Consider the following 17,687-nt stretch of genomic DNA (forward strand, 5'->3'; position numbering starts at 1 on the left):
ATTGGCGGTAGTGCTGGAGACCGCTGACGCCAAGCGCCCGTACGCACAATCTAGACCACTCACTGTGGCCGAAGTGGACCTTGACCCTCCCGCGGCTACCGAGGTGAACATCCGAATAGAAGCAGCTGGTGTTTGCCATTCCGATTTGTCCGTCGTGAACGGGACCCGTCCCCGTCCGCTGCCTATGGCACTTGGCCACGAGGCGGCCGGAATTGTCACAACGGTGGGAGACGAGGTTTCTGCCGACCTCATCGGTCGAAGGGTAGTAACCACTTTTCTTCCTCGTTGTGGAAAGTGTCTAGGCTGCCGTAGTGCAGGTGCTCTGCCTTGCGCTCAAGGCTCGACTGCCAATGCTTCAGGCACCTTGTTAACTGGAGAGAGGCGTATTCGCCGAGATGGAGAGATCGTCAACCATCATCTCGGCGTGTCCGGATTCGCAAGTCACGCGGTCGTTGACCGGCGCTCGGTTGTCGCTGTCGGTGACGATGTACCGCCCGATGTGGCAGCCGTCCTCGGATGCGCCGTGCTGACTGGCGGAGGAGTGTTCCTCAACACCGCGCCGGTGAACAGCGACTCTGTCGTTGGCGTTGTTGGTCTTGGAGGTGTCGGCATGGCCGCGCTCATCGTCGCAAAAGCACTCGGCGCGCGTCGAATCGTCGCCATCGACGCGCTACCCGATAAGCTCCAGCGCGCCCTCGAACTCGGCGCCGACGAAGCCATGACGCCTGACGAGGCGCTCAATTCTGGAGTGAAAGTTGACGTCGCAGCCGAAGCCGCCGGCAACACGCGCGCTTTTGAGACTGCTTTCGCGATCACGGGCGTCGGCGGAACGACCGTCACTGTCGGCCTGCCTGCTCCAGGACAACTCTCCCAAATCGAACCACTGACTTTGACTGCAGAAGCACGCACTGTGAAGGGCAGTTACATGGGTTCGGCAGTTCCTGAACGAGACATCCCTCGGTATGAACAGCTTTGGCGGCAGTCCAGGCTGCCGGTCGAGAGGCTGATTTCCTCCGAGTTACCCCTTTACGAAATAAACGAAGCAATGGACAGACTCAGCGACGGCACTGAGATCAGACAAATTATTCGATTCCCCTCGGTACAGGAGCAACCACATGAATGACGAACACGTCTATGACGCCATTGTCCTGGGCGCAGGATTCGGCGGACTCGGAGCCGGAGCCCAGTTGATGCGCACTGGAATCACCGACTTCCTGATTCTGGAAAGGTGCAACGACATCGGAGGAGTCTGGCGCGACAATATCTACCCCGGCGCCGCCTGTGACACTCAGTCAGTCATCTACTGCTATAGCTACTTTCTTAACCTATCGGCTTCTAGCATGTATGCCGGACAATCAGAGCTCTACAACTATCTCAAAAATCTGGCCTCCGAATTCGACCTCAATGAACGCATCCGACTTGGCTTGGAGGTCACCGAAGCGCGGTGGGATGAGGCAACTGATTTATGGGAGATTTCAACTATCTCTCACATCTTCTACACCCGAGTCTTTATCCCTGCTTGGGGGCAGCTAGGAACACCGAACATTCCCGACATCCCAGGGGCCGAAACGTTCGCAGGCTTGTCTTTCCACTCCGCGCGTTGGGATACCGAGGTGGATCTGCAAGGTGCGAAAGTCGGAAGTATCGGCAATGCGGCTTCTGCAGTACAGTACGTTCCTGAACTCGCTCGCACTTCTGCCGAGGTCGTCGTATTTCAACGCTCTGCTAACTATATTCTGCCGCGTAACCAGATCGCCTTCACCCCCGAGCAATCAGCCGGGTTCCAACGCGACCCCGAAACATATCGTCGCATTCGAGATGACATCCACCGACAACGTGAAGACGGATTCGATCGTGTGCGCCATCACACGGGCGCACAAGAAGCCGGAGCAAATGAAGCGCGCGCCCACCTTGAATCTCAGGTCATCGACCCGCAAATGCGCGAGAAACTGACGCCTAACTACGAGTTCGGATGCAAGCGCATACTTCGTAGCGACGACTATTACCCCGCGTTGACTCGAGCGAATGTCGAACTCGAGACCGATCCGATAAAACAGATCACTGAAACTGGGATCATCACTGATTCAGGGAGAGCTCACGAACTCGACGCAATTGTCTACGGAACAGGGTTCGATAGCCAAACGTTCAACGGTACAACTGCCGTCATCGGCCGTGACGGTGTGACTCTCGGAGAGCGATGGGGGGATGATCCCGAGGCGTTCCTTGGAATGGCGGTCGACGGTTTCCCGAACATGTTCCTCGTCTACGGTCCGAACACGAACTTGAACCACAACTCCGTCATTTCAATGCTCGAAGCACAACACGACTACATCGCCCGGGCAGCAGATTATGTGAAACGTCAGCGCACCGCGTTGGAAGTTCGAACAAATGTGCTCCGTAAGTTTAATAGAGAGTTGCAGGCTGAGCTGCAGAATTCGGCCTATGCCTCAGAATGTTCCTCGTGGTATAAAAACGCCGCGGGAAAGGTCATCAATAATTGGAGCGGAACAGTCGAGGAATATGTCAATGCCGCCTCACTCAATCTGGCGGACTACACGTCGAGGAGCGCAGTGCATGTCGGGTCATGACCAGATCGCTGAGGATGCTTGGCCGTTAATCAAGGCTTTCCGTGAGAATGGATCCAAATCGTTCGAGAAGCAAGGACTCGAGCAGGCTCGCCTCGGATATGAACAAAGTTGCGCGCTCAACGGTCCTAGGCGTTTGCCAATGGCACAGGTGTCGGACTTGCACGCCGCTGAACAGGTACCCGTGCGTCATTACGTTCCCGAGTCCTCTGCCGATGACGGACGAATCGTCCTCTATCTTCACGGTGGAGGATGGGTGTTCGGCAGTCTCGACACCCACGACGGGGTTTGCCGATCACTTGCTTCGAATGCTCGGACCGATGTCATTGCCGTGGACTACCGTTTAGCCCCCGAACATCCGTATCCTGCTGCCCTCGAAGATGCTCGAACAGTGCTCGAATGGCTTGCCTCCTACTCAAACACCCTGGGAGTAACGCCATCTTCGATCGCGGTAGTCGGCGACAGCGCCGGAGGAGGTCTTGCGGCGGTGCTGGCGCAAGAGTATGCCGGTCATCTTCCGGTCGCGGTACAAGTTCTCTTCTATCCAGTGACAGACCTAACAATGAGTACCGAATCGTATAAAAGAGTGACAGCGGGGCTACCCGTGGTGTCATCCACAATGGAATGGTTCGCTAATCAATATGCTGGAGAAGCTGATCGCGGTGACCCCGCACTTAGCCCGTTGCACGGTGAGGTCGCAAACCAGATTCCCGCTAGTTTTGTGTGCACTGTTGGCCAAGATCCACTCTGTGATGAAGGAATTGCTTACGCCGGTAAGTTGGCACGGGCGGGCTCACGAGTCGAGCATGTGCATCTCCCGGAGCACGCGCATGGATTATTTACCTCAGCGGGGGCAATTGAGACGGGACAGCGGATCCTCGACCGGGCGAGCAGATTTCTTGATGAAGTTTTTGAAGCCAGCATCAGCAATCGTGACTGACCGTGCGCGGTAGGGAAAGTCGATGCGGGGGAACTGTTGGTCATGTCTCAGTGGTGAGATAATGCTGCCTAGAAGCCCGGAACGAGGTGTTAGGGCAATTCCAGAACAAGGACGCCGGCGGAAGGGGCGAAGCTCGTGAGAAGGGATGCGCAGTGCCGGCTCGTCAAGGCGAGGGATCGCTTTTTCGAGTACGGCGAAATATCTGATGAAGTGCGCGCGGACATCGCGGTTTCTTGGCAGCGTTCCGTACTGGCAGGAATCACGCCTGAGTACCGAGTGGAACCGCGATTCACAGTAGCACGGAGCGAGAAGAGGCTGAGGCGGGCCGCCGGCCCGGTAGCAGCTAAGCTGTTGCAGGACATTGGCGAGAACAGGGCTGCGATGCTTTTGTTAGACCCCGACGGAGTTGTTGCCGGAATGTGGTCGAAGTCTTCGGCAGTTAACCGACTGCTCGATGACGCAAATGTGGGGCCTGGCAGGATTTTTGACGAACAGTCAGCTGGAACCTCGGGCTTAGGTACCCCACTAGAAACTCGGCGGCCGGCAATTGTTGAGGGCGCTGAGCACGTCTTAGATCATCTAGACCCTTTGTCGGCCGTTGGCGCTCCTATTATCCACCCCACCTCTGGGACAGTCGAAGGAATCGTCGACATTGTCAGTCAGGTCGGCATGGATGTAGAGCTTATGTACGCCGCGGTGACACGAGCAGCGAGAGAGATCGCCGATCGACTAGTCACAGGTTATGCCGCTGAGGACCGAACGCTGATGGACGCTTTCCTTGCCACAGAACGGAGGGGTCCGAAACGGGCGGTTATCGCGCTCAACGATCGACTTCTCATCGGAAATTCGCTTGGCAATGCGCTGTCGTTGGGGCCTCTCCATAAGCAATTGTGGGCCCATAGCCGAGCTGCACTCGAAACGGGGGAGGACCGGATCGAGGTTCTCCAAAACGATGCATCACCACTCATTGGCAGAGTCAGCGCCGCTGACGACGACTCTTCGGTCGGAGCGATAGTTTCGATCGATTCTTCCGGAAAGTCGTCAAAGCCCCCGGAGGAAATCGGATCGTTTGAAGCTATGCCACAGGAAGAATACGGTCGAGGGTCGTCACTGCTTGAGGACGCCGAACGAGAGGTGATAGTGAGGGCTCTCGCCAGGGTCGGCGGGAATCGTGGCCTAGCTGCCGAACTGCTCGATATTTCTAGAGCCACTCTTTACCGTAAGATGGCCAAACTGTGGATCTGAACGTATGGTGAGTGCGAACGGTTGTTCCCAAGCACCTGTCGGTGATTGGATAACTGTCGAACGTCTTGGCGCTTCGGCCAGCCTCACCTGGGCGTCTATCAAATCGCATCAGTTCTGTGAGAATGAGGAGTTGCGGGGTTCGTATCGGTTGTTCGCTTGCCTTGGGCGAGATGCGGACGTACGAATATCATTCGTAAGCCCCGTGTGGACCGCTGGTTTCGGCCAAGTCGCCGGGGCACTGTTTTTTGAAAGACTTCTTGCATGTCAGACCAGTGGATCGACTCGTGGCTCGGAGAGGCTCGTTTCCGTCGATACGTCGATGAGTGCGGTGGAGACCGGGTGCAGGCGCTCGAGTTGTATGAGTGGAATGTCGAAGCTGGACAAGCGCTAATGCACGACATCGCTCACTTCGAGGTTGCGTTGCGCAATGCCTATGATGTTGCGATCTCAGCTGTATGGCCCCACGAGAAGCACTGGCTCCTCCATCCAGAATCTCCGGCTGTAATGCCCGTCTGGCGGACAAGAACAGTCCAGGGAATCAAGCGTGGATCGGACGTCAATTTCCGCACACGTAAAAGCGTTGACGACGCGATTAAACATTGCGGGTACCGCAAAGCAAGTCCGGGCAAGGTCATCGCGGAACTTTCGTTTGGTTTTTGGCGCCAGCTCACCACAAATGCCATGGAGAAGACGGTCTGGGTGCCCTATTTGCACACTGCGTTTCCCAAGGGTACATCACGCAGTGAGGTTGACACTCACGTTTCAACGGTCAACCGGTTGCGTAATCGGATTGCCCACCATGAGCCGCTATTCACCTCGGCTTTTCCCCCGAGCGGTGTGCACAAGGGCATGTTGGCCTGTCTCATGTCGTTTGCTCCGGACGTGCACGACCATATCGTTCGCACTTCGAAAGTCGCTCAGTGCTCGCGGATAAGCCTGATACAGCGAGCCATGGAGAACTCGGCAACTCTACTGGAGCCGAAAATCAATGTCTGACTGGAGATCACTGAACCTGCGCTCGATCTGGGTCAAGCGTGCGAGACTCTGGTTAGCCGTGTCGTGGTCGCAATGAGGTGCAGGTTCCACCCGATTAGTTTCCAGCGCATCTTGCGCGCGGTGAGCGACTACGCCACCAATGACGATGACGACGAGAGCACCGATTACACGCTATCCTGCCCAGCCCGCATTGACGTTGCCAATGAGTGGGCTGACTACCGCTGACAAGATGCTGGTCCTGATGGCAGCTGACATTTCCGCAAGACGAATATCGGAGATGACAGTCCGGAAGAGGTGTTTCATTTCACAAGTTTCATCATGATTCTCTTCTACCGGAGATATCGATCTGGACCGCGGTGTGTTGGAGAGGGAGGCGGCGGGTAAGGGGTGCGAGTTTCGGTTCGTGTGATCTGTTGAGTGAAGTCGTCCAGGGCGGCGTAGTCAGGATCGAAGACTTGTGTTCTCCAGCCATTTTGGTCGACGTCAGGATCGACCGTATGTTCGATCTGCTGGCAAATTCTTTCAGTCGTGGCGGCGATGACTGTTTGCATTCTGTTCCAGTACGGGCGGAGGTAGTCATCTTTGGGTGGTTCTGTTCCAAGGGCTGTGGGGGAGTCAGTTTGGTCGGATACTTCGCGCCACACGATCACGGCCTCGATAACGTCGTCATGGCGGGGGTGGTGGGAGTACTGCTCGCGAAGGGTCGAAAACCACTCTGGAGGATCCTTCGCCAGCACTGCTCGCCGCGCTGCGACTTGGTCCTGGAGGTCGTACATGGTCTGTGCCCACACCCGAGCCTGCTCGCCCGTGGCGATCGTGGTATCGGCGATCATGTCACCAGACCCGGTGACCGGAGGGTCGGCGGGCTTGTGGCAGCGGTCGATGATGGTTTCGGCTGTGTCGGTTGGTTGAAGCTCTCCACGCATGTTCTGCGCCGGGTCGACGCTGATGAGGCGCTGCCAGTCGCTATCGGTACGGATCTGCTCGGCAAGCTTCGGGTCGGCGTTCTCTTCGAGCCATTCTTGAGTTCGGGTGACTTTCGCCGCCCAACTGAGGTAGGTGAGTTCGTGGCAGAGCCGTCCGACATCGTTGGCCCAGCCAAGCTCAGCATCTTGGACTTCATGTGCGGACTTCTCAGCCGTGGAGCGGGAGACGACGGACTTGATGTAGTAGGCAGGGTAGTCGATGACTTCCCCGTCCTTGTCGACGGCGGCGGCTGTCATCTGCACGTTCCAGTCCTCAGGGGTGGGGTTTTCGGGGTCGTCGATGTCCACGTAGGCGTGATTGCCGCTTTTGCCTCGTGTCATCGCGACGTAGAACAGTTCACGAGAGAGTTTCGGTGTAACCACGGCGTGGCCGGTATCGACGGTGACTCCCTGTGACCGGTGCGCGGTGGTGGCATAGCCAAGTTCGACAGACGACGCGAGGTAGTCCGCGTCGAGCACAATCGTGGGAGGCGTGCCGTCCTCCCCTGTCTGCACGTTGGCCTCGACGCTGCCGTCAGGGCGGATCTCTGTGATGGTCAGGCGGGTGCCGTTGGCGACGAAGGCACCGTTAGAGTCGCGGATGCTGCGGTCGTTGCGCCTTGCCAAGAGGACGTCACCGATGCCGGCCGGTACCTCGGAGCGCAGTGTGACCTGGTCGGTGATGTCCACGTCGCCAGCTTCCACCAGGTCGGTGTGGGCACGCTGATTGAGTTCGGCAACGGTCTCGTTGTCGGAGGCAATGAGGATCGAGGACAGACCCTCATCGACGTCAGCTTTCCATGCGGAGTAGGCGGTGTCGGCGGCTTCCTGGTTGGGATCGCCGTGGATGCGATCGTGCTTGTCGTAGGTATCGACGACGGCGTCGATTCCGTCTTTGTCGGTGACCGATCTGAGCTTGAGGGAGGCGGCACGTTCCCATTCGTTCTTGAACCGCCAGACGGTATCGAGGGTGGTGTGGTCGAGGTTGCGTTCGACGTGTCCGAGGAAGCCTCCGGCGTCGACAGCCTCCAGTTGTGCGGGGTCGCCGACGATGAGGAGTTTGGCTCCTGTGGCTTCGGCTTGGCGGGAGAGCTCAGCGAGGTTGGATGTTGAGACCATGGAGGCTTCGTCGACGATGATGAGCTGGTTGGGGTGGAATTGGTATTGAGCTTGGGTGGCGTAGTCGGCGGCGAGCTTGGCTTGCATGGCCTCGCGTTGCTGGATGAGTCTGGCTCGGTCACGATGTGGTGTGCTGTCGATGGTCGTGTTGAGCGTGGCCAGCCGTGTTTCGAGGTTGGTCACACGTTCGGCACGCCGTGCTGCGCCCTCCCCGACGGATTCGAAGAGCCATTTGGCCACGTTGTCGGTGTCCACGTGGATCTCATCACCGAGGACACCTGCCGCCACCGCGGAGGGAGCGAGACCGATGACGGATTGCTCACCGTGAACCGAGTGCCAGGTATCGGTGATCGCGCCCATGGTGGTGGACTTGCCTGTGCCTGCGGGACCGATGATGGCGGAGATTCCAGCGTCGGAGGACAGTACGTGTTTCGAGGCACGCATCTGATCCGCGCTGAGCGGGTGTCCATCATCGGTGCGCCACTGTTTGAGAACGTCGACATGCTCTGGGTGTCCGGCCAGGGTCGGCGCCCCGGTCGCGGTCACGCGCGAGATGAGGTAGTTTTCGTCGGCCATGACTTGCTCGGTCGTGTAGACCCCGGAGTGATGCTGGTGGTCAAAGACTGACCGGTCACGGAGGTTGACCGTGGTGTCCGGTCCCTCGGGTGCTCGTGACCGGTCAGGGGTCAGAGAGACGGCCTTGTCGAGAGTGAGTTCGACGATGTTGTCCACGAGCGCGTGCCGGTCATCGACGGTCGGACACCGGACAAGGCGGAGGACTCGTTCAGCCGAGGCGCGCACGTTGGCGCGGGCGAACGTCGTGCGGCGCTGTGAGGCGTCGGTCAGTGTCCACTGGCTGATCTGTTCGATGATGTCGCCGGTGAGCATGTCGGCGGTCACTGTCCGGACATGGTGACCGACCGCGTTCTTCACGAGGGTGTCCGGGTTGAGACCGGCCATGTGAGTGCGTTGCCTCCACCAGTGCATCTTCTCCGGCAGGGTGGTGCGCTCGATGGTGTTCTTCTTGGGCCGGTTCTCGAGGGTGGCCTGCTGTCGTATGAGCAGCACCTCGCGTGGGGTCGGTCGCGTGCCATAGGTGTCGGTGTATTCGGCAATGAGTTCATCGGTGCGGGTTTCAATGCTGATTGACCGGCTGGAGAATTCCTCGATGAGCTCGTCGGGGATTCCGGCCAGTTCGACCCGATGTGCGGGTTCGTATTCCGAGTCGGTGTCTGTGCCGGATTCGATGAGCTGTTGGACGTCGAGATCAACGTCGGTGCGCGATTCGGCGACGGTGCCGACATCAGCGGCGAGCCGGTCGAAGATCAGCGAGTTGTACATTTCCGAGATGGCCACGACGTGTCGATGGAGCGTGTATGAGTCGATGGTGACCCAGTGGCCGTCTGAGGCCCGCTGGACCCGGTTGGCGATGACCAGGTGGGTGTGCAGTTGCGGGTCACCGGCACGTGAGTCCCAGTGGTCGAATGCGGAGGCGATGACACCGTTGACGGCGACGTGGGCGACTCCCCCGTGACCGGCACGGGATTGGATGACGTTGGCCTCGACCCACGCGAGTGTTTCTTCGAGGGCCTGCCGATGTGCGGCTTGGATGCGGCCATGCAGCTCGGGACCGGCCAGTGCCCAGAGCGCGGACACGGACTTCGGTGGGGAGAAGGTCAGGTCGAAGCCGGCCACGCCCTCGCGTTCAGACTTGACCGGTCGACCTGCCGGTGTGACCGCACCGTTGGGCGTGGCCTGTGTCTTCATCAGTGGTCGACCGAGCGGACGACCGGACATGGGGTCTTCCTGGTCCTGGTAGAGCGACCGGGCATGGGATTCGGTCACTTGCTGACCGACGGACAGCCCGGTCAGTCCGTCGAGACCACTACCGAGCCATGTGCCCGGAGGGGCTTTGGCCTCGGTGTAGTAGGAGGTCATGTCGCGGGTCTGACCGTCGCCGGTCGCGGCATGTTCGAGGTAGTAGTTGATGGACATCTTCGAGATGGACACGGTCATGAGCGGTCTCCTTCGGTCACGGACCGGTGTGGCTGGTGAACGGTCACTGGATCAGCGGTCATTGTCCGGTCCGTCGGCGTCGGTCACGTCCGGTCTGCCAGGTCGCCCACATGCGGACAATCTCTCGGTCACCGGCGGACAGGGTGGTCGTCCTGGCCGATTTCGCGAGACGGCCGGCCAGGGTGTCCCACGCCTCGATGACCGGACGGAAGCGTTGCCGGTCTCGGGCGAGGTCGTTGAGCCGGTCGGCGGCTTTGTTGTAGTTGGACACGATAGCGGCGTACCGGTCACGCAGTTGGGCGTGTTGGCCGGTCAGTGCTTGGTGGCGGTCGGTGACCGTGGCCAGTCGCTTCTGCAGGTCCACGATTTGCTGGGCGGCGATTTCGAGGTCTGTCCGGTCGTTTTGGTTTGAGGCGGCAGTTTCGAGGTCAGCGGTCACCGAGGTCAGCCGGTCACGTGTGGCCACGAGGGTGTGGACGCGGTCGATGATCGCCCGTTGGGCGTGGCGTTCGCGTTTGCGGTGCTTGACCGCTTGGCGGCGCATCTTCGTCCGGGTGGTCTCGATGCGTTCGCGCGCGGCCGCGATCCGTGATTCGAGCCGGTCTTCGCGGGCGGTGGCTTCGTTGAGTAGGCGTTTTAGCCGAGCGATCTCGGTCTCGTGTGCGGCACGCCGCTCGCGCCGACGGCTTGCGCGTCGGCGGCAGGTTATGCCGCAATACCGGCGACGCTGTGGGGCCGCGACTGGCAGCAGGGACTCGCATTCGATGCAGGTGCGGGGTCGATTGCTCATGATCATTGTTCGCTGGAGGTCGCGCGGGGCGTTTGTCACCGTCCCATGGAAACGTGGGACGTATGCACCTTGGTGCCAGAGGTGTGTAGATTTTAGGGTTGGGTTCGCTCGTCGGAAAAGTAGTTTTCTCCTTGAGCTTGTGGAGTTTGGGAATGTGTGTGTTCTTTCTTGTTGAGTAGTCGAGTTGTCTTCGACATTGAGGCTCTGTCTGGGGAGTCTGCTTCGGGAGGCGCGATGTGTGCTGAGGGTCTTGGCTTGCCTTTTTGTCCGAGAAACCCGAAGGAGGATCGTAGACGTAACCGGCCCCAGCGGCGCAGATTAGAACGTAGAAACGGATCCTGTAGTTCAGTTTGGACGACTGAGCATGGGGCCTTCTAGGCGCTGTGCGTTCATGATGGTGGCGAGTACATTCACGTCTACCTCACTATCGAGGGGTTTCCCCTGTCATCGCTGCTCACCGCCTGGTGGCGGTGCAAAATCTCTGGACATCACAATTGGGGTTCCGTCTGTCTTGTCAAACGGAGCTGACAGGCGTCGCTGTGGTATCGCCAGTTTTCCGAAGATTCCTGCGTTGAAGAATGGCTGAAGTCCCGTCGACGACCACAAGAATCGCCTTCGACGGTAACCCGACCAACGGGTATCCGGCTGGGGTGAGGGTCTCATGATCCAGGTCTATAACGCGGCGGACTTCATCGGCACCCGCGTGCTCCCTTCTCTCGCAAGAATGGGACGTGTCTCGGGTGAGGGCAGCGTCGGACGGTGCCGTTGGTGCCCTACTCGGCCTCTCGTTCCTCACGCCCGGCTGCTTCGGTATTGTTCGTCTGAGTTTGATTCCGCGCTGCGGCAAGCGGTGTTGCAGTTTTCTAGTTGACTGGAGCTTATTTTATGAATAAACATCACGACCTTCTGGACTCCAACGAGTACACGGAGGCGATTGCTCAAGGCCGGAAAGGGTTTGCGCAATCCGCTATCATTCTGGCCATTGCGGTGGTGCTATTTGGAATGGTGGTGGTACTTGCCGTCGGCACGCCGAAACTGGAAGAACCCGACTTCATCGAGCTTGTTACTTCCGGAATCGAGGTGCTCCAAGGCATCGTTCCAGACGAGGGAGTGGTACCGATTGTCGGCGTTCTAGCGACCGTATGTATTGCTCACGCAGTTTCCATACGTTCGACGCCGGCGGAGGTGAGAAGACTTCAGGAGATCTCTACCTCCGATCGTGGCAAGCTGAAAGACGCCGTACGGCGTGCCTCTCAACTGCAATCATCTCTTCTCGCTTCTACTATGTTCAGTGTGCTCGGAGCGGCCCTTGCGGCACTCGTGACGGTTATCGTTGCGCTCAATGGAGACGGAGCTGCCGCCGCTGTGTCCGGATTTTTAGCACTTTTCCTATTCTTTGAGCTTGTTCGATTGCAACAGGCGACAAGCGAACTCGACGAATTTAAGAAGAGCGTTTCCAGTAAGGACCGCGCTTCGTTCCATCGAGCATTCGCTGCCGCGGATGGACACGATTGGCGATCAATCGTGTGGTACTCGGTGTACCTGCTCACGATCGTTGTTCCAGCGGTTGTTGCAGCTGAAGAGGGATTCCTCAAGATGGCCGTTAAAATCGCGGTGGTATCCGTCATCACCTGGAGTTTCGGTCTATCTGCAGCGATTGCATATGTGAGGGGGAGCGTCGGAGTGTCCGTCAGCAGCCGATTGGCTGCTCGGCTTCTGAGCGTAGTCCTGTTTTTCGTTGTGTGGATGATGACAGTTCAGATTGCGATTGAGTATATGAGCGATGCGTCAGTGAGTTCGTGGGCTCTGGTCAACACCTACTTTGTCGCATTCGTCGTCACGCTCCTGTGGGCCTTCTTGCGAATCTGGGGCGAGTCGGGGTGGTTGTTTTTTCGCTGGTTCGGAGCACAACACTCGGCAATTGTCCGGACGGCTGGCGAGGTCAGCCTGGATGGACTCAGCTGGGCAAATCGTCCGAAGAACGTAATGTGGAAAGCGTTTGCGTGCGGATGTGCGATCGTGGCCCCACCAGTAGGATTTGCCATCGCTGCATCGCCCGAGTCAATTGCCTGGTATCCATTGATCCTCATCATTTTGTCAATGACGATCGCCGCCACCGCACGCTGGAGTGTGGCTATTGAGCGAGCCGGCAAATTCACAGTAGCTATTCTGATTGTCATCGCTACCGGTTGGAGGGGGGTCGAGACGGTTGATGCTGACGACGTTCTCGCCATCGTTACCCTTGTCGCTAGCATGACGGTCACAGCAGGGGTGGTGATCGCGATGGTGTGGGACCGTCGACGAAGGTTCGTGTTGATGCGTCCGATGCTGACGATTTTAGATCTCGACTTCGCCCGGCGATTCCGGCAAGATATCGCCGAGTTGGGTTACCCGTCGTTGGGTGTCCGCCAAAGCCCGCTTCGACAAGGTACTCGTCTACTTTCGACCCGATCTTCTGTATCTGAGGATACAGACTGAAAACAAGTCGAAAGCCGGACGGCTAGGAGATTCGGCGCAGGTTGAGACGTCATCTTGCACAGCATATGCAACAGATTGTCAACGCCACCCCGACGCGCGCCGCCCGGACGCCTGATAGACCTGTTTGCGAAACATAAAAGGATCTCTAGGGAGCCGCACTTGCCACACGCTACGATGACAGAAGAAACTGCTTCTAGTCCCTCCCCGAGAGCGGTTTCGTGTACTCGCCCATGCCAATCTTTCTCGGCAACTATCAGACCAGAGCGCGTGAGATCCTTGCCAAGGGCAAAGCCGAGAAAGACGTCCAGCGATCTAGACGTAACGGTGAAAATTCCTAGAGTCCACAATTGGAAGACACGCAGGGCACCCCGCGGCTAGCGAGGGGACGCTGGGAGGAGGCACAGTATGCGGCGACGCTGGAAGCGCGGCAGGATTTCATCGTCAAGGCCCAGCACTCGCTAACTGTGGTGACCGTCCTTACTCAACCACCGCACCGATCGGGGTGCCGTAGTTGGAGTCGGTGAGGATCGATCAACATCGGGGCCGCCCGCGTTCGGTGCTTCTCTGGTCGGGAAGGGGTGTTAAGTCCGGTCTCGTGTATCCGTCGCTGCCTGGTCGGAGACGCAATTGTCCACCCTATTTCGGGTTCTACATCTGTCAGAAAAGTCAACGGCCAGTAACCCCGAGGCGGAGTGCTGCGTTGACGGTGTTTGTGCTCGCTTCGAGTTTGGAGTTGACGCGGTCGCCGATATCACGAGTGGCCAGCGCAGTGAGTGATTTTTTCGCCTTGTCGACGTCGCCGACCGATGTACCGACCTGGGCGTCTTTAGTGTTTCGGACACATGAGAGCTTCCCTGTGCCGCGTTTTAGCACCCAGCGGTTTCCCTACGATAGATCGAGCATGCGAGATAAGAAGCGGTCGATGCAGGCGCCGCGAATGAGGGTGTGAATGCCTCGTCCTTGTTCTTTCGAGATTGTCCTCGCTGCTGCTTTGATCGCCTTGTCGGTGGCCGTCCAAGTCGAGTAGCCGGATGCTGTCATGTGGCGGTCCCTTCGTCGTTCGGCACGATGTAGTCGAGCAGCGTCGACCCGTTGCCTCGGGAGAAGCCGTGAATGTGGGCATGTCGCCCAAGAAGAGCCACCAGACGCTGGGCCTCACAATCCTTCCCAGTCGACGGGCATCCCTGTAGGCATCACCAATCAGCGACAGATCTGCACCTTGATCCGGTCCTACCAGATCCGCCAGGGTGGCCTCGATAGTCAGAACAGGAATCGAGTCAACATAGTCGACATCAATCGGGTCGACTGTCCGTCTCCGAAGCCGCAGGTCTTTGATTCGGGTGAATTGACGGGCAGTTACGATGAAGTCAAAGCCGCGAGGCCAGAAGTCACCGATGCCGTGGAGCTCAGCGGCATTCTCTCCCGCCACAATGACCGGTGGCACACCGTTGCTTCCGTGACGGTCGCCCTGGCTGACTGCGAGCCATCGCCAGAATGTTGGATCGGAGAGCTGCCCAGGGGCAGCTTCGAATCGGTAGATTCCATGTTCAACTCGCTCCAGGACTCCGGCGTCGGCCATTGACTTCAGCTGCGTGTTCGATACCCCTACGTCGTGTGCCTGCCGGGAGGTCACGAACCCGTTGTAGTCGTGGGCCACGGGGCTGAGCGCGGCAACCACTTGATAACTCATGGCATCAATAATGCCAGCCAGAAGCATTAATGATGCTTCTGGCTGGTAGACGTGTGCTCCAGTGGAGAGCGGTTTGGAGTTATCAGGTCAGGCTGGGGCCTGTGCTGTGTGCCTCCCGGTGGGGCGGCTGTGCGGATAGTGCGCTGAGGTGTGCGTCGGAGGCGACGGGGTTGCCTGGCCCTTCTGGGTCGGTCGGGGCGTCCTCGAGTGGAGTGACGGGTCCGAAGAATCCGTGCGGAGTCTCGGGCGTGAATTGTTCGACTGAAATAGTTGAGCCGAGGACGGTTTCTTCTTCGAGACGGAGGCCGGGGGTCGCACAGGGGGCAGCTTCGCCAGGGTCGAGGATCTCGATCTTGTGCTCCAGGGGTGTATCAGTACCAGCGTCGTTGAAGTACTCTTGCGTCACTTCAGCGGCGTAGCCGCTCTTAACTGCGATCTGAGCAAGCTTTCGATGCGCGTCCCAGTCTCCGGTTTCGAGCTGGTGGCCGGCGGCGGCGAGCGTGGCATGGTTGTACGTGCGTTCGGATTCTGCAGGCGCGGGGGAGGTCGGAGTCGAGTCGGTGGTGCGGCGGTCTTGATCCATAGCTTCGGCCTTTTCAATGAGAGTGGTGTGCCACTTGCGAGTGTCTTCACGAACATACGTTGCGCTGGAAAGGCTTGCGTCGCTGCCGACTTGGGCGAGATGAGCGATGAACTGGGTCTCGTCACGGTCGAACGGGTGGCAGTCGAAGCCGTCGTTTTCGTGTTCCTGGAGCTTGTTGGCGATGCGCGTGTGCAATTCGCGGTAGTCCTCGAGTGACACCTCGCTGTCGGCGATGTGATCGTTCATTCTTGGGTCGTTGCGCACCTGTTCTTCGAAGTCATGGATCCCTCCGTCGACGAGTCGGCGCAGTACCCAAGCTTCGTTGCTTGAGAACGTGGTGAGGTCGATCATTTTTCTCTCCTGCTCGCGGTGATGTGTGCTTTGTCTTCTCCTGCTCGGGTAGTTCGTGTTGCTCAGCACACATCACCGAGAGCATTACTTCCACCAAGTTACAACGTGAGATTGCCTGGTGCCTGGTGGTGTTTATGGTGATGTCTTCAGGCTTTGGATTCCTTGTCTTTGCCGTAGTACTCCCAGTGCCACGCTTCACTGTTTTTCTGCCTTTCGCGTGCCCAGGGCGGATGCTCCCAGCCGAACTTCTTGGCGTTCTTCTGCATCCACTTATGTTGCGGAGAGCCGAATTTATTGATACCGCCACCGTAGTCAACGGCTAAAGCCCAACCATGGTTTGATTTTCCAGGGACGGCGGCTCGACCGGGACCGTATTTCTTGAAGAGGATCTTCTGCTCTGCGAGGTCTCTATAGGCGTCGGTGATAGCGATGTCAGTGTGGAACTCCTTCTTGTACGCCTTGTTCATCGCGATCAGAGCGTCGGTGGCATCCTTGCGGAGGAACTCTTCCTTGCTCTTGGGCGTCCAAGGGATCTTTTTGAGCTTGTCGGTCGGGATCTCTCCATTCTTGTGACCGCCCCACGGACCGGGGTTATGTCGACCGTCGTCGGGGACGTCGCCGCCACCCCCACCGGAGCCTCCACCGCCGTCGGTTTCGCAGTTGACGTTGCTGGCATTGCCATCGTCACTGTCATCATTGTCATCGCCGCCGCCTTTTCCGCCCTTGCCGACGACGTCCTTGGGATTTCCCTTGGCTTCGGCCTGAAACGAGACGTGTGGATGGTCTTTGTGGTTCTGAGTGTCTCCACCGCGATCTGGCATCCTGCGCCAGCCCTCATCGGCGCGTTCGACGTTGTAGATCCGTTGGTACCAGATCACGTATTTGACGTTGAGTGCTTTGTGATTGTCGATGACGAACTTCGCAATGTCGTCGCCGAGTGCTTTGCCGTCCTTGTTCAAAGGGACCATGAAGTCCACAGCGAGACCGGCAGGGTGACCGTTAGGGTCTCGTGACGAGTTGCCAGACCGGTATCCACCGACTCCCGTGATGCCGTCGTACTCGTCGTGGATGACCTCGGCGGCATCTTGAACGTGGGGTTTCACTTTGCCGAGCGGAAGTTTCTTCTTCTGAACTGTGACAGAGCCACCGGCAATGGCCTCATCGGTGTTCGTAGAAGCACTGGCAGCTTGGGCCTTACCGTCTGACTCCCAGTTCTTCATTTCGTCGAACCATTTCTCGGCCTGCTTGATCCGATTGGGCATGTTGGGTGTTCCGGCCCGTTCCCATTTGTCGTGGAAATGCTTCGTTGCCGCGGTGACTGAATCGAGTTCTTTCTTGATCATGTTCTCGAAGATCTCGACGTCGCCTGGGTTATCGCCCTTGGGATCCGACATGAAGGACAACTGAACTTCGACCGTCCACCAGTCTTTGTTCTTCTTCTTGCCATACGCTTTGAGCTTGCTGTTGCGATCGCCTGTCCATTGCCCCAGACCGATTCCTCCTGAGGACGATTCGGCCTTTTCGCGCTTCTTCGGCGACATTTTGTACGGGGAGTCCATGATGCCTTGCACGCTGGTGGGGTCGACGCCTGATTCCTGAGACCAGTTTCCGAGGATTCCCGCGATATTGGTGTTTGACATTCCTTTATCTGAGAGCACCTCGAACACGGCCTTCGCGTGGGCCTTCTCATTCGGGTCGATATCACCGATATCGCCGACATCGCCTCCACCATTACCGTCGTCGCTGACCGGCGTGCATGCCCCGCCTGCGGCCATGAGTCCAAAAAGGATCGGCACGATGACGACGAGCGCGAGGAAGCCTGCACCGAGGCTGGCAGCACCCGGAAGGAGCGACTTGAGTGAGAACATGTCGAGGGCCTTTCGGCAATGACCACCGACCCCAAAGAGCAGGGCCGGTGGTCATCATGGT

Annotated in this window: 11 protein-coding genes; 6 read left to right on the forward strand and 5 right to left on the reverse strand. The window is 58.3% G+C overall.

The window, feature by feature from the left end:
* Nucleotides 1-103 precede the first annotated feature (103 nt).
* The 5 genes from HX613_RS22495 to HX613_RS03315 all read left to right on the forward strand — a co-directional run bounded on the left by HX613_RS22495 (nucleotide 104) and on the right by HX613_RS03315 (nucleotide 5,766).
* Complete coding sequence (locus HX613_RS22495; protein WP_442862585.1) at nucleotides 104-1,123, forward strand: zinc-binding dehydrogenase; 1,020 nt, start codon at nucleotides 104-106, stop codon at nucleotides 1,121-1,123.
* A complete protein-coding gene (locus HX613_RS03300) occupies nucleotides 1,116-2,588 on the forward strand; it encodes a flavin-containing monooxygenase (RefSeq protein ID WP_235344060.1) in 1,473 nt (490 codons plus the stop codon). The genes HX613_RS22495 and HX613_RS03300 overlap by 8 nt, the downstream gene beginning before the upstream one ends.
* Nucleotides 2,575-3,525, forward strand: a complete 951-nt coding sequence (locus tag HX613_RS03305; RefSeq protein ID WP_235344061.1) for an alpha/beta hydrolase — start codon at nucleotides 2,575-2,577, stop codon at nucleotides 3,523-3,525. Before HX613_RS03300 ends, HX613_RS03305 begins: the two co-directional genes overlap by 14 nt.
* A 135-nt stretch (nucleotides 3,526-3,660) precedes the next feature.
* The gene (locus HX613_RS22500) at nucleotides 3,661-4,770 is read left to right on the forward strand and encodes a helix-turn-helix domain-containing protein (protein ID WP_235344062.1); all 1,110 of its coding nucleotides are present in this window, start codon (nucleotides 3,661-3,663) and stop codon (nucleotides 4,768-4,770) included.
* Between the two features lie 261 nt (nucleotides 4,771-5,031).
* Nucleotides 5,032-5,766, forward strand: coding sequence for an Abi family protein (locus HX613_RS03315; RefSeq protein WP_235344063.1), 735 nt, complete (start codon nucleotides 5,032-5,034; stop codon nucleotides 5,764-5,766).
* A gap of 329 nt (nucleotides 5,767-6,095) precedes the next feature.
* On the opposite strand, the gene mobF is transcribed toward HX613_RS03315, so the two are convergent.
* Complete coding sequence (mobF, locus tag HX613_RS03320; RefSeq protein WP_235344064.1) at nucleotides 6,096-9,866, reverse strand: MobF family relaxase; 3,771 nt, start codon at nucleotides 9,864-9,866, stop codon at nucleotides 6,096-6,098.
* A 58-nt stretch (nucleotides 9,867-9,924) separates the two neighbouring features.
* Nucleotides 9,925-10,656 carry a hypothetical protein gene (locus HX613_RS03325; protein ID WP_235344065.1) on the reverse strand — a complete coding sequence of 244 codons (732 nt, stop codon included), beginning with the start codon at nucleotides 10,654-10,656 and terminating at the stop codon, nucleotides 9,925-9,927.
* Nucleotides 10,657-11,541: 885 nt separating this feature from the next.
* Here HX613_RS03325 and HX613_RS03330 point away from each other — a divergent pair.
* Nucleotides 11,542-13,134 carry a hypothetical protein gene (locus HX613_RS03330; RefSeq protein ID WP_235344066.1) on the forward strand — a complete coding sequence of 531 codons (1,593 nt, stop codon included), beginning with the start codon at nucleotides 11,542-11,544 and terminating at the stop codon, nucleotides 13,132-13,134.
* Nucleotides 13,135-13,960: 826 nt separating this feature from the next.
* Here the strand turns inward: HX613_RS03330 and HX613_RS22975 are convergent.
* The 3 genes from HX613_RS22975 to HX613_RS03340 all read right to left on the reverse strand — a co-directional run bounded on the left by HX613_RS22975 (nucleotide 13,961) and on the right by HX613_RS03340 (nucleotide 17,626).
* Nucleotides 13,961-14,851, reverse strand: coding sequence for a type IV toxin-antitoxin system AbiEi family antitoxin domain-containing protein (locus tag HX613_RS22975; protein ID WP_442862582.1), 891 nt, complete (start codon nucleotides 14,849-14,851; stop codon nucleotides 13,961-13,963).
* A gap of 55 nt (nucleotides 14,852-14,906) precedes the next feature.
* Nucleotides 14,907-15,758, reverse strand: a complete 852-nt coding sequence (locus HX613_RS03335) for a hypothetical protein (RefSeq protein ID WP_235344067.1) — start codon at nucleotides 15,756-15,758, stop codon at nucleotides 14,907-14,909.
* Nucleotides 15,759-15,904: 146 nt separating this feature from the next.
* Nucleotides 15,905-17,626: a phage tail tip lysozyme gene (locus HX613_RS03340; RefSeq protein ID WP_235344068.1), complete on the reverse strand. Its 1,722-nt coding sequence runs from the start codon at nucleotides 17,624-17,626 to the stop codon at nucleotides 15,905-15,907.
* Nucleotides 17,627-17,687 lie beyond the last annotated feature (61 nt).

Source organism: Brevibacterium sp. UCMA 11754, assembly GCF_021532275.1.
Taxonomy (GTDB): Bacteria; Actinomycetota; Actinomycetes; order Actinomycetales; family Brevibacteriaceae; genus Brevibacterium.